Below are 17,456 nucleotides of genomic sequence, written 5' to 3'. Positions count from 1 at the left end.
AGATTTTTGGAGTTGGAGAAAGCCCAGTAGAGCTAAGTTGTTTAAAGATGAGCCTATTTTGACACAAAACACACAATTGCTGACCCAAGCCAATGCCAAAGTGCAGAGTCAGGTTTTTATAGCACTACAGAAAGCGATAGCTGATACATAGAAAACAGCCTGAACTAAACAATAAACCCAGTACCGTATGTTTGAACTGCCGCTCAGAAATTTTATAAAACAATTGCGCGCCGAGCATGGCAGGTAGACTCACACTCAAAAGTAAGATGCCCATATAGGGTAAATGTTGCAAGTTTAAATTTCCGCGGAGCAGATAGGTGAGTAAGGTGAATAGCTGAATGGCGAAATTAAAATGCCTTAAAATTGAGCGCTGTTGCTCTTTAGGAAGGTTTTTTAACATGACCCAAGCTGAAGGCAGTGAGCCACAAAAGCCTCCTAACCCACCCAATACACCTCCAAGAAAACCAATACTGCTATCGGCGTATTTTCCAGAGTTTTGAATGAAGCGAATCTGGGGATTAATTAACATCAATGGACACCAAAGAATCAAAAAAATTCCTAGAACCAGTTTAAAGGTATGTGCTTGAATGATGTCTAACAGATAGGTACCCAATGGAACGCCAATCAGACCTGCAAGGATATAAGGCGTAACAAGGCTTTTATCAAGTTGAAAGGCAGATTCCGACTTTAAGGAAATTAGGTGACTCCAGACTGAGGCGAACACCACCAAGGGCGCTGCGAGCTGAGGTGCCAAGATCCAGACCCAAAATGACATGGCAATTAAGGCAAATGCAAAGCCCGTGAGTCCCTGTACAAAACCCGCCACCATTGCACCTAAGATAAAGATCAACCAAGTCATATGCGATATATTTAAAATTTTAGCGAGTGTATGGTTTTTCGATCTGTCTACATAGTTTTAGACATGAAAAATGATTGAAACCTTAGCTTGATTTTGAATATGTATATTGATCTTTATACATAGCGTAGCTCAGAACCACACTAATATGCACTAAGAGCAATTTCTTTCGTGATGGCCTAAATCAAAAGGGCGTAAAAGTGTCTAGATTATGGGGAAACCACCACTTTCTTTTGATATAAACCTGCACGTACAGTCCCAGCTTTGGTGCTCTTCACTTGCACCCACGATGCTGGAAGTTTTAATAGATTCAAATCCCGATCGGCTTCTACATAAATATAGCCATTATTTTGAATTATCGGATCCGCCAAGAGGGCCAGTTCTTCCCATAGCTCTAGGCTATACGGTGGGTCTAAAAAGACCAAGTCAAATTGCTCTTTTAAGGTGGCTAATGTTTGCTGTGCAGTCGCTACTTTTAACTGGGCACGAGACTTAGGGACTTTAAGGAGTTCCAAGTTTTGCGTTAAAAACTGTGCTTGACTGCGGTCAGGTTCAATCATCACTATCTTTGATGCACCACGTGATAAGGCTTCAAATGCCAACGCACCCGAACCTGCACAAATATCCAAAACATTGGTGTTTTGCACATCCCACATGAGCCAATTAAACAAAGTCTCACGTACGCGATCAGGCGTAGGGCGTAAACCTTCAATATTGGCAAAAGGCAGTTGACGACGTTTCCAGTCCCCTCCAATGATGCGGAGTTGGTTTTTCATAATTAGTCTGACTCCACAGGTGCAGAAGGTGGTGTAGCTGAACGGCTTGTATTTGCCGTTGTTGAAGCGGGTGCTGTATTGGAAGTACTGGTTGGCGTAGCTGTACTTGTCCCAGTTGTGGTCGCTGGTGGAGTGCTACCACTTGGTAATTCACCCGGTTTAATCCCCGCTGTCATCAAGCCGCCACTAATTTGATGGTTTTGTGGACGAATTGGATTTTTATGACGTGTGAGCAGCCAGTAGTCTAAGATCGGACGAGCCAGCTGTGCCGCAGAACCACCATGACGACCATTTTCCCAAACCACTGCAATCGCAATTTCAGGGTTTTCCGCAGGTGCAAAGCCTACGAATAAACCGTGATCTAACTGACGTTCAGTCAATAGGGCTTCATTATAGCGTTTACCTTGAGCAATACTTTTGACCTGTGCAGTACCGGTTTTACCTGCAATTTTATACATTGGCGTGCGAATGCCACGTCCAGTCCCTGTTTCAATGACATCGACCATGGCATCACGCATTTGTATCCAGTCTTGATCGGTGCCATTGAACTGGATTCTGCCATCAGGTGCATTTAAGTCTTTATGTGGTTTTGCGCCTTTACTGGTTTGTAAAACATGCGGAATCACATGTGAACCATGGTTGGCGGTAATGGCTGTTGCCATGGCCAATTGCAGCGGTGTTGCTGTAAAAGCACCTTGTCCAATACTTACTGAAATGGTTTCCCCTTTGAGCCACTTGGCATCTCGGGTACGCATTTTCCATTCGGGGTTTGGGTAAAGGCCTGTACTTTCACTTGGTAAATCCACACCAGTTTTTTCACCAAAGCCAAACTGGCGCATCCATGTGTTCATTTTTTCAATGCCCATACGGAACGACAGAATGTAGAAGAAGGTATCGCAAGAGACCACTTGCGATTTATGCAAGTTGACTACGCCGTGTCCTGACTTTTTCCAGTCGCGGAATTTATGCGAATCGCCCGGAAGTGTGAAATAGCCATGATCGGAAATGGCCGTGCCCCAATCAATTAAGCCATAATGAATACCACCTAAACCAAACATCGGTTTAATGGTCGAGCCAGGTGGGTAAGCGCCTTGCACAGCACGGTTATATAAGGGTTGATCGAGGTTATCGCGTAAACCACTATAGTCGGTATGACTAATGCCGGTGACAAACAGGTTAGGGTTAAAACTTGGACTTGAGACCAAGGCAAGAATTTCACCTGTACGTGGATCCATCGCCACAATTGCACCACGACGACCTGCAAGCTGCTCTGAGGCAACCGTCTGCAAGCCATAATCGAGTGAAAGATATAAGTCATTACCACGAACGGGTTCTTTGCGACCTAAATGACGTAGCACGTTACCATGCGCATCGGCTTCGACCGACTCATTTCCTGGTACACCATGCAGCAAATCTTCATAAGAGTTTTCTACCCCAATTTTACCAATCAGGTTAGTGCCCGCATACAAATCTTTATTGATGCTTTTTAATTCTTTATCGTTAATTCGACCGACATAACCAATCACATGGGCAAATAGCTCACCATGTGGATAGTAGCGCGTCATCTGGGTTTCGATATTAACCCCAGGGAATTGATATTTAACTTCGCTAAAGCGAGCAATATCGTTTTCATTGAGATTAAGTTTAATGGAAACGCGTTCAGTTTTACGTGAGGCTTTAATACGACTGTTAAAGCGCTCAATATCATCAGGGGTGAGTTCTAAGATTGGCGTTAAACGTTCAATCGTGGCATCAATATCCGTCACATCCGCTCGACTCATCGTCGCGGTAAAGACTGGATAGTTGTCCGCCAACAGCACACCATTGCGGTCATAAATATAACCACGGGCAGGGGCTAAAGGTTGTAGGCGAATGCGGTTTTGATCGGATGCAGTTGAAAACTCGTCAAATTGAACCAGCTGCAAATAGGCATAGCGAGTGACTAAAATCAGCAAGAAGAAAACCACAATACCCATGGAGATAAAGGTACGATTGCGAAAAATGCGCTTTTCTTGTTGGACATTTTTTAAAGGAAAGTGCTGTTTCATACCAAATCGACTTAAACACATGGATAAAGAGGAAAATACCTGCGCGCTATTCTAACGCATGTCACACTGTTTTGATATTTGTAATCGCGGCTTCTGCTTTTCATTTTTGCCTAAATTTTGACTTTATAGACATCAAAAATATAAATTGCTGTATATAAGTGTTTTATAAATTCTGCTACAGTCAAAATCCTGTAAAAAGGGACCAATTACTAAAATAACATTACGGATAATGGTGACAATAATGACAAGAATTTATCCAGTGTTGGCACTTGTTGCCTGTGCAAACGTAGCCTACGCTCAAGATAATTCCTTTTTGCCAGATGCAAAAATTCCTGCTGGCAGTGCTCAAACGTGGAATGTAGGGGCTGGTGTAACGCAGAAATTACTGCACACCAATCTGGAATGGGTGAATCCTTATGGCATTGCATACGCAAAAGCTGGGGTATTTATCAATGATGATTACCCTGTAGGTGGTCAGTTGGGTTTTAGATTTCCAGTTCATTTTACTGGTAAAGATAAAAATGGCTATTATCTCGGTGTTTATGCGGGGCATATTGACAGTAAGAAAGTGGATGGCGAGTACGAATCTCGCCTTGGTGGTGGTGTAGATCTTGCTTATGTGTTACTGAGTCCTGAACGAATCAGCACTTTCAGTGTAGGGATTGGTGCAGGGGAAAAACTCGAAGCCAAATCGGGCTATGTGGTTGCAGAAACTGAACCGAGACTACAATTTTCCTATACTCTAAGTTTCGGTTTGTAGACACAATATCTTTTTTAAAACGCTATATAATTCAGTTAATAAAATTAAATATGGAAGTTATGCATGCTTGAGTACGTCAATCAGTTGTGGCAAACCTTTTTGAATCGACCCGATTTTTGGGCTGTACTCAGCATTATTCCTGTGACTGCTTTTGTGACTTGGGCGCACGTTTGGATGGCCCTGAAAATGGTCTTTTACCCGATTACATTTTGGGGCTTTCATATTGGGCCTTTGCCTGTGGGTTGGCAGGGCATTGTGCCCAGAAAAGCGGGGCGTATTTCAGGCATCATTACGGATAACACCTTATCTAAGCTTGGTTCTTTGCGTGAATTTTTAGATGCAATGGATCCTGAGGATATGGCGCGAATCATTGGTGAGCAAGTTGGTTTTGAACTTGAGCACCTGATTGATGAAGTCATGATTGACCGTAATGCTGTACTTTGGGAAAACTTACCTTATTCGATTAAGCGTCGAATTTATGCGCAGGCACACAAACAGCTTCCGGCTGTGCTCAGAGAATTAGTGACCGAACTGACCATGAACGTCGAGTCACTTGTGGATATGCGCGATATGGTGGTCAGCCAAATGGAAGGTGACCGCAGACTAATGGTGCGTATGTTCTTGAAAGTGGGTCAGAAAGAAATCAACTTTATTTGGCATATTAGTGCCCTCATTGGGATGTTCTTTGGTATCTTCCAAATGATTGTTTGGTTTGTGGTGCCATGGCATTGGACCGTACCATTTTGGGCGGCAGTATGGGGCTTCTTAACCAACTGGATTGCGATTTGGATGGTGTTTAATCCAATTGAGCCACACTATGTTCGATATCTGCAACTGACTGAATTAACAAAAGATCGTAAGTTTCCATGGATTAAGCCTGTGATTCCGCGCATTGGGACTTATAATGTGCAAGGCGCTTTCATGAAGCGTCAAGAAGAAGTGTCTGATGTGTTTGCAAGTGTAGTCACAGAAGACCTGATTACGTTAAAATCCATCATGACTGAAATGATGTATGGCAATAAAAAAGACAAGACCCGTCGTATTGTCAAACGTCATATTAATGAAATTATGGAAACACCATTGGTGAGAACATCTTTGCAGCTGTCTTTGGGGCCACGTGAATACGCAAAACTCAAGACGGACTTGATTGATCGTTCAATTGAAATTACGATGGTGCCTGTATGCGACCCAGCGTTCAATGCGAGCCGTGCACAGAAAATCTATCAAATGTTTAGAGACCGTATTCGGGAGCTAACGCCGAAAGAATTTCAAAACTTATTACGTCCTGCATTTCAGGAAGACGAATGGATTTTGATTTTATTGGGTGGGGTAACGGGCTTCATTGCGGGTACAATACATTTGTTTGTAGCTTTCTTATAATTAGATGCTAAAAATATGTCGAATTTGTCGGCATGTATAAAGCGTCAAATATATTGTTTAAATGAGGATGTTTTTTTATGCGCATTATCTTACTCGGACCACCTGGAGCAGGTAAAGGTACACAAGCTCAGTTGATCTGTAAGCGCTACAATGTCCCACAAATTTCAACCGGTGATATGCTCCGTGCTGCAATTCGTGAAGGAACTGAACTCGGTCTACAAGCTAAAAGCGTGATGGACAATGGTGGTCTTGTATCTGATGAACTGATCATTGGTTTAGTGAAAGAACGTATTGCACAACCTGACTGTGTAAATGGCTGTATCTTTGATGGTTTCCCTCGTACCATTCCTCAAGCCGAAGCGCTTGAAAATGAAGGCATCAACATTGATCACGTGATTGAAATTGATGTACCTGACGAAGAAATCGTACAACGTCTTTCTGGTCGCCGTCAGCACCCTGCATCGGGCCGTGTTTATCACATCGTTTACAACCCACCTAAAGTGGAAGGTAAGGACGACGAAACTGGTGAAGAGCTGGTACAGCGTCCAGATGACCAAGAAGCAACGATTCGTAAGCGTTTAGGTTCATACCACACTGAAACTGAACAGTTGGTTGGTTTCTACCAAGGTCGCGCAGCGTCTGGTGAAAATGCACCAACCTATGACAAGCTGAATGGCTTACGTCCAATTGACGAAGTACAAGCAGATTTGTTCGCGATTCTTGATCAAGACAAATAATTGCATGTTTTAAACATGGCAATGTTTTGACATTGAAAGAGCTCTAAGTCATATTAGGGCTCTTTTTCTTGATCCTCTAAAAATGGAGTCGCGTGTGGCACAAGTTGGAATCATTGTTTTAATTATTGTTGCCGTGGCGGTATTGGTGGGTTTGTTTTGCATTAGCGTAAAAATGCTACGCGATGTCAGTAAACAAGAAAAACTGTCGAAGAAGCAACCAGAACGTCAGTTGCATCCGAAGTTGCAGCAAGACTTAAAAGATAAATCAAATCAACAATAAAAAAACTGAACTTTAGTGTTCAGCTTCAATCGTCGTTGTGGCAATACGTGCTGCACCAAATTCAAAACGATCTGGCCAGTTACACACATCTGAAACGATGCATTCATGACATTTCGGTTTGCGTGCGATACAGCAGTATCGACCATGTAAAATGAGCCAATGGTGTGAGTCCACAATAAATTCTTTCGGAATGACTTTCACTAAACGGTGCTCGACTTCAAGCACATTTTTGCCGACCGCTAATCCCGTACGATTGCCTAAACGAAAAATATGCGTATCGACCGCCATGGTCGGTTGCCCAAAAGCAGTATTCAACACTACATTGGCTGTTTTTCGCCCTACACCGGGTAAAGCTTCTAAATCGGCACGGTTGTTTGGCACGATGCTGTTATGTTTTTCAATCAGCATTTTACAGGCTTTAATTACATTTTCGGCCTTCGCATTATATAAACCTATGGTTTTAATATAGGTTTTTAAACCATCGACCCCTAAGGCGTAAATAGTTTCAGGTGTATTGGCAACAGGAAAGAGTTTGTCTGTAGCTTTGTTGACACTCACATCTGTCGCCTGAGCAGACAAGGTCACAGCCACCAACAGCTCAAAAGGACTCGAATAATTTAATTCAGTTTTGGGATTTGGACGTTGCGCACGTAAACGTTCAAAAAAGATTTGGATTTGCTTTTTGGTCATGTTTTTTACAGGTTTTCCGCTTGTTGTGAGCATGTTTTAAGCTTCCTGTAACTGATGAAGGTGTTGGGTTAAGTCATCTAACAACAAACGTTTTTTCGTATCTTCACGAACGCTGAGCTGCTTTTCTAATTTTTTAATTTGTACGCGTAATTTCGCCAGCTCAATGGTGGATTTTGCATCGAGTTTTGCTGCCATTTCTGGTTCTTTTTCAATGATCTGAATATCGGGTATAGTATCGTTCTGTGCTGAAAACTGGGCAAATAAAGCCGTATCAATTTCTGCACGAACCACTGGGCCTTTACGGTGTAGACGCTGTTTTTCTTCACGTTGAATATGTGCGTAATAGCGTTGTCTTAAATCATCTTGCTCAGCTTTACGCAAGATTTCCGTCGGTATGCCGTCTACATCTGGAATAAGGTCAATACAGTCGACAGGACAAGGTGGGATACACAATTCACAGCCTGTACACAGGTCAGTCAAAATACTGTGCATAAGTTTACCTGAGCCAATAATGGCATCTACAGGACAGGCACTAATACATTTGGTACAACCAATGCATTCATCTTCACGAATAACTGCTTTCATTCTCTGTGGGCGGCCATCGGCTTGAATAGGCCAAATACTTTCTTCTGCAATTAATGCTGGCCTGTTTAGCAACTGAGCCAATGCATCGGCTACAGGCTGCCCGCCGGGTACACATTTATTGGCTGCTTCACCTTCGCTGATGGCTTGGGCATAAGGCAGACATCCATCACGATGTCCGCAGAGTCCACATTGGGTTTGGGGAAGGAGGGCATCGATATTTTGGATCAGGGAAATGTGCGAATTCATGCGTAAACCAATCCTGCAACTGAATTTGCAGAGATATTAGGAGAAATAGGTAGATCACTGAATTTTACCATGTTTTTTTTGAATAATCCTGTGTTCTAAAACGGTTCATTAACTGCATCATTTTTGAGCAAAAAAAGATTTTAAACCTGTGTTTTCATTGGTGTTTTTTTATAACCAGTTTTGAGGTATGTTTTATATAAATAATTGTTATATAAATGATAAATATGTTTTTTTATAGAAATGTGTTGTGAATTGTTGGTAAAAGATATTTAATTGTTTGCGCCAAAATTTAACATTGTTTATAAAATTTGACCAATTTTGATCCATTTTCTGCTGAGGATTAAGCGTTGAAATATAACAGCCTTAATGAGTTTTTAGATTACGTGAAAACACGTGATGAACATCAACCCGAATTTCTACAAGCGGTAGAGGAAGTCATGACCAGCCTTTGGCCGTTCATTGAAAAAAATCCTCGTTATGCAGACCACGGTTTGCTGGAGCGTTTGGTTGAGCCAGAGCGTGCGATTCAATTCCGCGTTTCATGGGTGGATGATCAAGGTCAAACGCATGTAAATCGTGCTTTCCGTGTTCAATACAACTCGGCTATTGGTCCATTTAAAGGTGGTATGCGTTTTCATCCATCGGTGAACTTGTCTATTCTTAAGTTCTTGGGTTTTGAACAGACCTTTAAAAATGCCCTCACTACACTGCCAATGGGCGGTGGTAAAGGTGGTTCAGACTTTGATCCTAAGGGTAAGTCTGAAGGCGAAATTATGCGTTTCTGCCAAGCGCTAATGATTGAGCTATACCGTCACCTAGGTTCAAATACGGATATCCCTGCGGGTGATATTGGTGTGGGTGGCCGTGAAGTGGGTTATATGGCTGGCATGATGAAGAAGTTAAGTAATGACACTTCATCTGTGTTTACGGGTAAAGGTTTGACCTTTGGTGGTTCTTTGGCGCGTCCTGAAGCAACGGGCTACGGCACAGTGTATTTTGCTGAAGAAATGCTGAAAACACGTGGCGACTGCTTCCAAGGCAAAACAGTCACGATTTCTGGTTCTGGTAACGTAGCACAGTACGCTGCTGAAAAAGCAATGTATCTGGGTGCAAAAGTCGTTTCATTGTCTGACTCTGCGGGTACGGTATATGTAAAAGCAGGTTTTACCGATGCTTTACTTGCTGAAGTGATGGAATTGAAAAATGTGAAGCGCGGTCGTATTTCTGAGTTTGCATCTAAGCATGGCTTTGAATACTTAGAAGGTCAGCGTCCATGGTCTATTCCATGTGATATTGCACTGCCATGTGCAACTCAAAATGAGTTAGATCAGGCAGATGCTGAAGTACTTCTTGCAAATGGTGTGATTTGTGTCGCTGAAGGGGCAAACATGCCTTCTACCTTAGATGCAGTCGAAAAATTCGTTGAAGCGAAAATTTTATACGCACCAGGTAAAGCATCGAACGCGGGTGGTGTTGCGACTTCTGGCTTAGAAATGTCACAAAATGCTTTGCGTTTGGGTTGGACTTTTGAAGAAGTCGATGAGCGCTTACATGCGATCATGAAAGAAATTCACCGTAACTGTGTGAAATACGGTACACAAGCAGATGGTACTGTGAACTATGTCAATGGTGCGAACATTGCAGGCTTTGTAAAAGTTGCAGATGCAATGCTAGCTCAAGGCGTATTCTAAGTTTTGTACACTTAGAAAATCCCAATAAAAAACCGAGGCGATAGCCTCGGTTTTTTTCTAGGTCATTGAACGATTACAATGAACCTTTGACCGCTTCACGTTCAATAATCATGTCTTGAACATAAGCATATTTTGATTGGTCAGCCGCAGGGTTGGCAATTTCAAAACGTTTAACACGTACGATTTGACGCTCTTTCGGATTGTGGGTGAAACCATCGATATGGTTATAGAATAACGTCCAGTCTTTATCGACCTGCGTTTTTAGGCCATTTTCAGCATATTTAATTTCACGAACTTGTAGGCATTCCATACGGGCAACACCTGCAGAACATGTTTTGGTTTCTGGTGAAATTTCTAAGAAAACAGTTTCACCTTGGCTTTGATATTTCGATTCAGCAGTTTGCTTACCTGTGAATACAATTTTTTCACCTTTTGCCGATACCACGGTCAGTGTTGGCGCATCAGGATCATTTAGGTTTAAAACAAACGGTGCTTTACGGTTGTCAAATAAATCTGCTGCCATGCCTTCCTGAGCCATGGCTTTTGGTTCACATGCCATTTGAGTCGCCATCAGGTTACCCGTCACGATTTGATTACTCTCAACTTTCCAGCTAGTCCCCATACCGTTACAACTGGTTGCAATGCCTAAGCGACCAGCTTGTTTGTCAAAGTTTAAAACCAAAGGTTTAGGCGTACCTGCGGTGTTCGCGCTCCAATGGTAGTTTGCGAGTGTTTGATCTGCATTTTGTTGTTGTAGTACAGACACAGCCAAATCTCCTACTTTTTGAATATCAGATGATTGGCAAGCAGCCAGTGCGAGTGGGAAAAGGGCAATCGCTAAATATTTTAATTTCATGGGTTACAAGTTCTTGATTTAAAATAACAAGATACATGATATCCGATGTTGTTTTTAAAAGAATGGATACATTCAGTTCTTTTGGGTTTCAAAATATATCCATAAATATTTTTTTGTTAATATATAAGTAAAATTTATACATTAATCAAAACGGTAAATGTCCATGCCCAGTGCACCCATGGTAAAGCTACTATGCACAATATTAAAACGATGTCCTGTACCCATCGCAAAAAATATTGGGGCAAAGTGTTCTAACGTTGGGTGGTTACGACGGACAAAAGGAATCGATTCCCAGTCTAAAATGGCGTCAAAGTCCTGATGGCTAAGTTTCGCGACCACATGATTACGAAATGTCGATGCCCACTCAGGTACCGCTTGTGACTGACCATGCCAAGACAACTCGGCTAAGTTATGGGTAATACTCCCTGAGCCAATGAGCAAGACCTGCTGCTCGCGTAGTGGCGCAAGGGTTTGACCAATTTTATAAATCTCTTCTGCCGACAGATTCATCGGGAGTGAAATTTCCACCACAGGGATGTCTGCATCTGGATACATATGGAGTAAAGGCATCCAAACGCCATGATCACGCGGACGAGTACTGTTTGCATGAGCTGAAAAACCCGCTTCTGCCAATAAATGTAGAATTTCTTCGGCTAGAACAGGTTGACCGGGTGCTGGGTAGCGAATGTCATAAAGCTCAGCAGGAAAGCCTCGAAAGTCATGCCATGTCTCAGGACGGGCTCCAGTACTTACTTCAAGTGAGTTACTTTCCCAGTGAGCGGACATAATCACAATTGCTTGTGGTGTCGGTAAGTTTAGACCCAAACGATGTAACGCAGGCCCAACTTGCTCTGGATTCAACGCAAGCATGGGAGAGCCATGAGAAATGAATAAGCCGGGTAGCGTTTGTAAGTTCATTGTGAAAGCCTAATAAGGGAAGATGAAAAGGATTTTGTCAGATTCTTATCATCTGTGTAATGGGGGAAATATCAACGTATTGTTCCAAAAAAAGAACAATACTTGAGCTTAACCTGCACGATGATAAGGGTGATTATGGTTAATACTCATAGCACGATAAAGCTGTTCAATCAGCATCACGCGAACCATCGGGTGTGGTAAAGTCAGTTTGGATAAAGACCAATGCCAAGCAGCTGCTTTACGTACTGCTTCAGAGTGACCGTCAGGCCCACCAATTGCCAGTACAATATCATTGCCCTCAAGCATCCACCCTTTCATGGTTTCTGCCAGTTTTTCGGTGCTAAACTCACGACCACCGACTTCCAAAGCAATCAGTACTTCGTTACCTTTCATTGCATTTAAAATGCTATCACCTTCAATTTGACGGTATTTTAAAATATCTGCTTCTGAATCATTTTTACCGCGCTTTGCCATTGGCAGTTCAATAATCTGCGTTTGCACAAAAGGTTGAATACGTTTGAAATAATCTTCAAAACCAGTCAGTACCCATGCAGGCATTTTTTGACCAATGGTCAGAATACGGATTTTCATAATGGGGCATGTATAAGGAGACGATTCATTATAACGGTGAAAGCAATGCTTTGCAGTGAGACGAAACAAAATGCAATTGAATTCACTGAACTAATGTTGCTTAATTCAACAGATGAAAGGAATAAGAAATACTTGGAATAATAACAATGTGGCTCAAAACTTTAAAAAAACAGGCTTTTTTGTTGATTGTTGTACTGGGTACTTTCACAGGGCAGGTATTTGCAAGCAACGCCAAAATGGCTGATGAACAAAACCTACAAGTCTATTTGGAGCAAGTGATTGGTCAGGGCAAAGCACGTAACTATAAAAACCTTGATGAACTGAACCGTGTCTCTGCATGGATCAAAGAACAAATGCGCTTATTGGGCGTTCCGTGTCACTATCAAAACTTTACGGCCAATCAGCAAATTTACCGAAATGTAGTGTGTAGTTTAAACGTCGGACGGGCAGACCGCGTGATTGTTGGGGCGCATTATGACGTCTTTGGCGATCAAGATGGTGCAGATGACAATGCCTCTGGTGTTGCAGGCGTTATTGAAACGGCGCGTATTTTGGCAGAGCAGAAGTTTAAACTGCCTAACAATGTGGACTTTGTGTTCTATAGTTTAGAAGAACCACCGTTTTCTAAAACTGAACAAATGGGCAGTTATGTGCATGCGAAATCGGTTCAGGCACAAAAAGATAAGATTAAAGGTGTGTATATTTTAGAAATGATCGGCTTCTTTAGCGAACAACCCATCCAAAGCTATCCTGTGGGCTTAAAGTGGATTTATCCAAGCCATGGTAATTTTATTGCGACAGTGAGTAATGTCAGTTCACGTGATTTAGGCGCAGGCTATTGTGCAGCGATGCAGCAACTTGATCAGTTAGAATGTCAGCGTTTGGTTGCTCCGAGCTTTGCCAATGCTTTTGATTTTTCAGATCATTTGAATTATTGGGAGTTTGATATTCCCGCAGTCATGATTACCGATACCGCATTTTATCGAAATGGTCACTACCATACCAAAGCAGACCGCTTAGCAACGTTGAATTTGACCAAAATGGCGAATGTGATCGATGGGTTGGTACAGCATTTATTGAAACCTTAATGTATTTTGAGCAATAAAAAACGCAGTTCCCAAGTAGCGAGAACTGCGATAAAAGGTCATCCGTCTGGAGAATCAGATGACCATGCAATTTCAAATTATCAATAAAAAGAAACATACAGCGCGTATCTGTTCTTATTATTTATATCGGGCTTTTTATCGATTTTTCAAGTCTGATGGATGATAGAGGAAAAGGTTTTATACAAAAATTCAAACCAACTAAGCGAAAATGGGTAGATTCATTTCACGTCATGGAATGTAGGCCAATCATATTTCCTTCGCTATCAAAGGCCAGCACAATAAAACCATATTCACCAATGGCCGTTTTTGCTTCATGAATTTTTCCACCAGACTCAACAAGTCGGCTCGCTTCATTCGCACAATCGTCACATGAAAAATAGATTAAGGTACTGTTTCCTCCTGCGGATAGGCCTGGCATTTTCACCAGTGCACCTGAAGCACCATAGGCTTGCATGTCTGAGGGGAAAGCCCACATTTGCAGTGAATTATCATCTGCTGGTGGGGTTAATTCAGTTAATTGAATATTAAAAACAGATTCATAAAATTGTTTGGCACGAGATAAGTCATCCACATAAATTTCAAACCAGCCAATCGGGTTTTTCATTTTAGTTGTCCTACATGTATCCCTTGATCAAATTATTGTAGGAAATAAAAGCATATAGATGTGTGGTGTTATCTACAGTAAATTGTAATAAAAAAGAGAGCCGAAGCTCTCTTTTTTACGATGCCGAATTAGTGGCGTGCAGCTTTTTTGCCTTCATCGACCGCTTTCACTATTGGTGCTTTGACCAAAGGCTCAGGCATAGAGGTCAACGCCAGTGGTAAAATCTCATCAATCGATTTCACCGCTTTAATCTCTAAACCTTCTTTGACATTGTCAGGGATTTCAGATAAATCACGGACGTTGTCTTGAGGAATGAAGACCAGCTTAATTCCACCACGGTGTGCAGCCAGTAGTTTCTCTTTCAAGCCACCAATGCGCATTGCACGACCACCAAGACTGGTTTCACCTGTCATGGCAATATCTGGACGAATTGGGATGCCTGTGAAAGCAGAAACCAATGCAGTTGTTAACGCTAAACCTGCAGATGGACCATCTTTCGGTGTTGCACCTTCTGGTAAGTGCACGTGAACATCGGTTTCTTCAAAGCGGGTCGATTCGATACCCAATTCATCTGCACGGGTACGCACGACAGTCATAGCTGCGGTAATGGACTCTTTCATTACATCGCCGAGTGAACCCGTGGTAATGAATTTACCTTTACCTTTGACCGCTGCAACTTCAATGGTCAACAACTCACCACCGACCGAAGTCCATGCTAAACCATTGACACGACCCACTTGGGCTTCGTCTTCCGCCATACCAAAGTCAAACTTATGTGGACCTAAGTAGTCTGGAAGGTTAGCCGAAGTCACGTCGACTTGTAGGTTTTTCGCCTTCTTGCTGACCGCTTCTTTTACCACTTTACGGGCAATTTTAGAGACTTCACGCTCTAAACTACGCACACCGGCTTCACGTGTATAACGTTGTACGATGTCACGAATCGCTTCTTCATGAACAGTCAATTCTTTCGCACGTAGGCCATTGTTCTTCATTGCTTTCGGAACAAGGTAACGCTCAGCAATATTCACTTTTTCATCTTCGGTATACCCCGGTAGACGAATCACTTCCATACGGTCAAGCAAGGCTTCTGGAATATTCATGCTGTTCGCAGTACAAATGAACATCACTTCAGACAAGTCCAGATCAAGATCTAAATAGTGATCGTTAAACTTGCTGTTCTGTGATGGATCGAGTACTTCAAGCAACGCAGAAGCAGGGTCGCCACGGTAGTCTTGTGCCATCTTGTCGATTTCGTCGAGCAAGAACAATGGGTTCTTCACGCCGACCTTCGTTAAAGACTGCACAATTTTACCCGGCATCGCACCGATATAAGTACGACGGTGCCCACGGATTTCCGCTTCGTCACGTACGCCACCGAGTGCCATACGCACAAACTCACGACCTGTCGCTTTCGCAACAGATTCACCCAGTGAAGTTTTACCTACACCTGGAGGGCCAACCAAACAAAGGATTGGGCCTTTGAGTTTTTTCACGCGAGATTGAACCGCTAAATATTCCACAATACGATCTTTTACGTCATCTAAGCCGTAATGATCGGTATCTAAAATTTCTTGCGCTTTGCTTAAGTTAATGCTGACTTTGCTGGCTTTATTCCAAGGCGTATCTAAAATGGCCTCGATATAATTGCGCACCACAGCCGCTTCACTAGACGCAGGTTGCATCGCTTTAAGCTTACGGAATTCGCTTTCAGCTTTTTTGCGCACGTGTTCAGGCAAATCAGCTTCGGCAAGACGTTTTTCAATTTCAGCAACGTCATCTTCCGCGCCGCCATTCATGTCAGAAAGCTCACGCTGAATCACCTTCATCTTTTCATTGAGGAAGTATTCGCGTTGATTTTTCTCCATTTGACGCTTCACTGAGTCATGTAAAGTTTGCTCAATCTGTTGTTCTTCAGATTGCTGCAATAAATACGTCATCAGTTCTTGTAGATGGGCTTCAAACTCATCGTGTTCGAGGAATTTTTGCTTCACATCAATATTCAGTGGAACACGGGTCGCTACGAAGAATAACAACTGCAGTAAATCGTCAATTTTGTTCGCAGCAGCAATCAGTTCACGTGCATTACGCAGCTTTGCTTCAGCATATTGAGCAAATAGGGCACGTAATTCTTGGACACGTGTTTCTTGCGTGGTTTCGTCAATGTGGACTGACATTGGGCTAAGCGCATGTTCTGCGGTTAGATAATCATTTTCATCAATGATTTTTTCTAGCTTTGAACGATGCAAGCCTTCAATTAATACTTTTATACAGTTTTCATCATTTTCATGATTCACAACTTGCACAATCTTCGCGACAGTACCGTATTGATATAAGTTGTCGTGATCAATTTCTTCTGAAAGAGAATCTTTCTGAGCAACTACAAATACTAGATTGTCACTGTTACGAGCCACATCAACTGCATTGATCGATTTTTCACGACCTACAAATAGCGCAATTTGCATGTGCGGATACACCACCACATCACGTAACGCTAAAAGTGGTAATACACTTGGAACCTGAGGCTCTAAGGTTTCTTGATTCATAATAATTTCAGACATGGGCACTCCTAATGAGTGACAACGGTGTTGCCATGTTTTTTATAGTGATGGGTATTTTAAAAAATACAAGGGCAGGTCAAAATAAATTGTATAAAAAATGACTAAACATGTGATTTTTAAGTATTCTCAACAGTCAAAAATGTCAATTTTAGCGCTTGAAGCGTAAATGCTGTTGAGGGGTCAGCAGCCCATCCAAAGGTTGATCCCATGTTTCTCGAATTAAGCGCTGTGGCACCAACTGGAAGTGATGGGCCAAACCCAAACGAAACGGACGGTGATAGGGCGCAGAAGCCAAGGTTTTGTCATAAAAACCACCACCCATGCCAATGCGTGTGCCATAAGGATCACACGCCAATAAGGGCATGAGTAATAGGTCTAAATGTGAAACGTGCTGACCACGTGTTGCCATAGGCTCTTGCATACCCAACGGATGGTGAGAAAAGCGTTTATTTTGAAATTGATGACGTGAAACTTTGACCCACACTAAGCGCTGATTCATATTGCAAATCATCGGTAAATACACTGCTTTTTTTTGATGAAAACAATATTCAATGATTTTATGGGTTTGAATTTCCCCAAAAGCATGTAGATAGATCCCGACACGGGTGGCATGTTTAAATTCGGGCACACGTCTTAAACGTTGTAAAATTTGAAGTTCGGACTGCTGCTGTTGATAGGCGGAAACTTGTCTGCGTTGTTTGCGAAGCTGTTTTCTGAGTTGGGCAAGTTCAATCGACATGGTGAACGCAGTCCTGAGAATCGAAAAGGTGTGTG

The 17,456-nt window shown here is 42.4% G+C and carries 17 protein-coding genes; 6 read left to right on the top strand and 11 right to left on the bottom strand.

The features are described 5' to 3' along the window. Nucleotides 1-124: 124 nt before the first annotated feature. The 3 genes from HYI04_RS11105 to mrdA form a co-directional block, all read right to left on the bottom strand. The gene (locus tag HYI04_RS11105) at nucleotides 125-859 is read right to left on the bottom strand and encodes a sulfite exporter TauE/SafE family protein (protein ID WP_010326293.1); all 735 of its coding nucleotides are present in this window, start codon (nucleotides 857-859) and stop codon (nucleotides 125-127) included. 206 nt (nucleotides 860-1,065) lie between these two features. Continuing rightward, nucleotides 1,066-1,632, bottom strand: coding sequence for a 16S rRNA (guanine(966)-N(2))-methyltransferase RsmD (gene rsmD / locus HYI04_RS11100; RefSeq protein ID WP_010326294.1), 567 nt, complete (start codon nucleotides 1,630-1,632; stop codon nucleotides 1,066-1,068). Nucleotides 1,633-1,634: 2 nt separating this feature from the next. After that, nucleotides 1,635-3,680, bottom strand: coding sequence for a penicillin-binding protein 2 (gene mrdA / locus HYI04_RS11095; protein ID WP_010326295.1), 2,046 nt, complete (start codon nucleotides 3,678-3,680; stop codon nucleotides 1,635-1,637). A 241-nt stretch (nucleotides 3,681-3,921) separates the two neighbouring features. Between mrdA and HYI04_RS11090 the strand changes: the two genes are divergently transcribed. The 4 genes from HYI04_RS11090 to HYI04_RS11075 all read left to right on the top strand — a co-directional run bounded on the left by HYI04_RS11090 (nucleotide 3,922) and on the right by HYI04_RS11075 (nucleotide 6,837). Next, nucleotides 3,922-4,440 carry a hypothetical protein gene (locus tag HYI04_RS11090; RefSeq protein ID WP_004980918.1) on the top strand — a complete coding sequence of 173 codons (519 nt, stop codon included), beginning with the start codon at nucleotides 3,922-3,924 and terminating at the stop codon, nucleotides 4,438-4,440. Between the two features lie 63 nt (nucleotides 4,441-4,503). Continuing rightward, nucleotides 4,504-5,820, top strand: a complete 1,317-nt coding sequence (locus tag HYI04_RS11085) for a hypothetical protein (protein WP_004694304.1) — start codon at nucleotides 4,504-4,506, stop codon at nucleotides 5,818-5,820. Nucleotides 5,821-5,897: 77 nt separating this feature from the next. Next, nucleotides 5,898-6,557 carry an adenylate kinase gene (gene adk, locus HYI04_RS11080; RefSeq protein WP_004980915.1) on the top strand — a complete coding sequence of 220 codons (660 nt, stop codon included), beginning with the start codon at nucleotides 5,898-5,900 and terminating at the stop codon, nucleotides 6,555-6,557. A gap of 94 nt (nucleotides 6,558-6,651) precedes the next feature. Next, nucleotides 6,652-6,837, top strand: a complete 186-nt coding sequence (locus HYI04_RS11075) for a hypothetical protein (protein WP_371746420.1) — start codon at nucleotides 6,652-6,654, stop codon at nucleotides 6,835-6,837. 12 nt (nucleotides 6,838-6,849) lie between these two features. Here HYI04_RS11075 and nth read toward each other — a convergent pair whose 3' ends face one another. Then, the gene (nth, locus tag HYI04_RS11070; RefSeq protein ID WP_010326297.1) at nucleotides 6,850-7,560 is read right to left on the bottom strand and encodes an endonuclease III; all 711 of its coding nucleotides are present in this window, start codon (nucleotides 7,558-7,560) and stop codon (nucleotides 6,850-6,852) included. A gap of 3 nt (nucleotides 7,561-7,563) precedes the next feature. Next, on the bottom strand, nucleotides 7,564-8,358 hold the full coding sequence (locus tag HYI04_RS11065; RefSeq protein ID WP_159151848.1) for an RnfABCDGE type electron transport complex subunit B: 795 nt from the start codon (nucleotides 8,356-8,358) through the stop codon (nucleotides 7,564-7,566). A 347-nt stretch (nucleotides 8,359-8,705) separates the two neighbouring features. Here HYI04_RS11065 and gdhA point away from each other — a divergent pair, with 347 nt between their 5' ends. Further along, a complete protein-coding gene (gdhA, locus tag HYI04_RS11060) occupies nucleotides 8,706-10,049 on the top strand; it encodes an NADP-specific glutamate dehydrogenase (protein WP_004980905.1) in 1,344 nt (447 codons plus the stop codon). Between the two features lie 73 nt (nucleotides 10,050-10,122). Here gdhA and HYI04_RS11055 read toward each other — a convergent pair whose 3' ends face one another. The 3 genes from HYI04_RS11055 to rlmH form a co-directional block, all read right to left on the bottom strand. Further along, nucleotides 10,123-10,905, bottom strand: coding sequence for a DUF4377 domain-containing protein (locus tag HYI04_RS11055; RefSeq protein ID WP_010326299.1), 783 nt, complete (start codon nucleotides 10,903-10,905; stop codon nucleotides 10,123-10,125). 141 nt (nucleotides 10,906-11,046) lie between these two features. Continuing rightward, nucleotides 11,047-11,823, bottom strand: coding sequence for a dioxygenase (locus HYI04_RS11050; RefSeq protein WP_010326300.1), 777 nt, complete (start codon nucleotides 11,821-11,823; stop codon nucleotides 11,047-11,049). 108 nt (nucleotides 11,824-11,931) lie between these two features. After that, on the bottom strand, nucleotides 11,932-12,414 hold the full coding sequence (gene rlmH, locus HYI04_RS11045) for a 23S rRNA (pseudouridine(1915)-N(3))-methyltransferase RlmH (protein ID WP_004980899.1): 483 nt from the start codon (nucleotides 12,412-12,414) through the stop codon (nucleotides 11,932-11,934). 146 nt (nucleotides 12,415-12,560) lie between these two features. Between rlmH and HYI04_RS11040 the strand changes: the two genes are divergently transcribed. Beyond that, nucleotides 12,561-13,502, top strand: a complete 942-nt coding sequence (locus HYI04_RS11040; protein ID WP_058952086.1) for a M20/M25/M40 family metallo-hydrolase — start codon at nucleotides 12,561-12,563, stop codon at nucleotides 13,500-13,502. A gap of 241 nt (nucleotides 13,503-13,743) precedes the next feature. Here the strand turns inward: HYI04_RS11040 and HYI04_RS11035 are convergent, their stop codons facing one another. From HYI04_RS11035 to HYI04_RS11025, 3 genes are all read right to left on the bottom strand, one after another. Then, a complete protein-coding gene (locus HYI04_RS11035) occupies nucleotides 13,744-14,124 on the bottom strand; it encodes a VOC family protein (RefSeq protein WP_004980894.1) in 381 nt (126 codons plus the stop codon). A 128-nt stretch (nucleotides 14,125-14,252) separates the two neighbouring features. Beyond that, the gene (lon, locus tag HYI04_RS11030; protein ID WP_010326303.1) at nucleotides 14,253-16,682 is read right to left on the bottom strand and encodes an endopeptidase La; all 2,430 of its coding nucleotides are present in this window, start codon (nucleotides 16,680-16,682) and stop codon (nucleotides 14,253-14,255) included. 148 nt (nucleotides 16,683-16,830) lie between these two features. Next, the gene (locus HYI04_RS11025) at nucleotides 16,831-17,421 is read right to left on the bottom strand and encodes a 5-formyltetrahydrofolate cyclo-ligase (protein WP_010326304.1); all 591 of its coding nucleotides are present in this window, start codon (nucleotides 17,419-17,421) and stop codon (nucleotides 16,831-16,833) included. Nucleotides 17,422-17,456: the final 35 nt, after the last annotated feature.

The organism is Acinetobacter sp. SwsAc2 (assembly GCF_013391465.1).
GTDB lineage: Bacteria > Pseudomonadota > Gammaproteobacteria > Pseudomonadales > Moraxellaceae > Acinetobacter > Acinetobacter johnsonii.
This window is presented reverse-complemented; position numbering and strand designations above follow the sequence as displayed.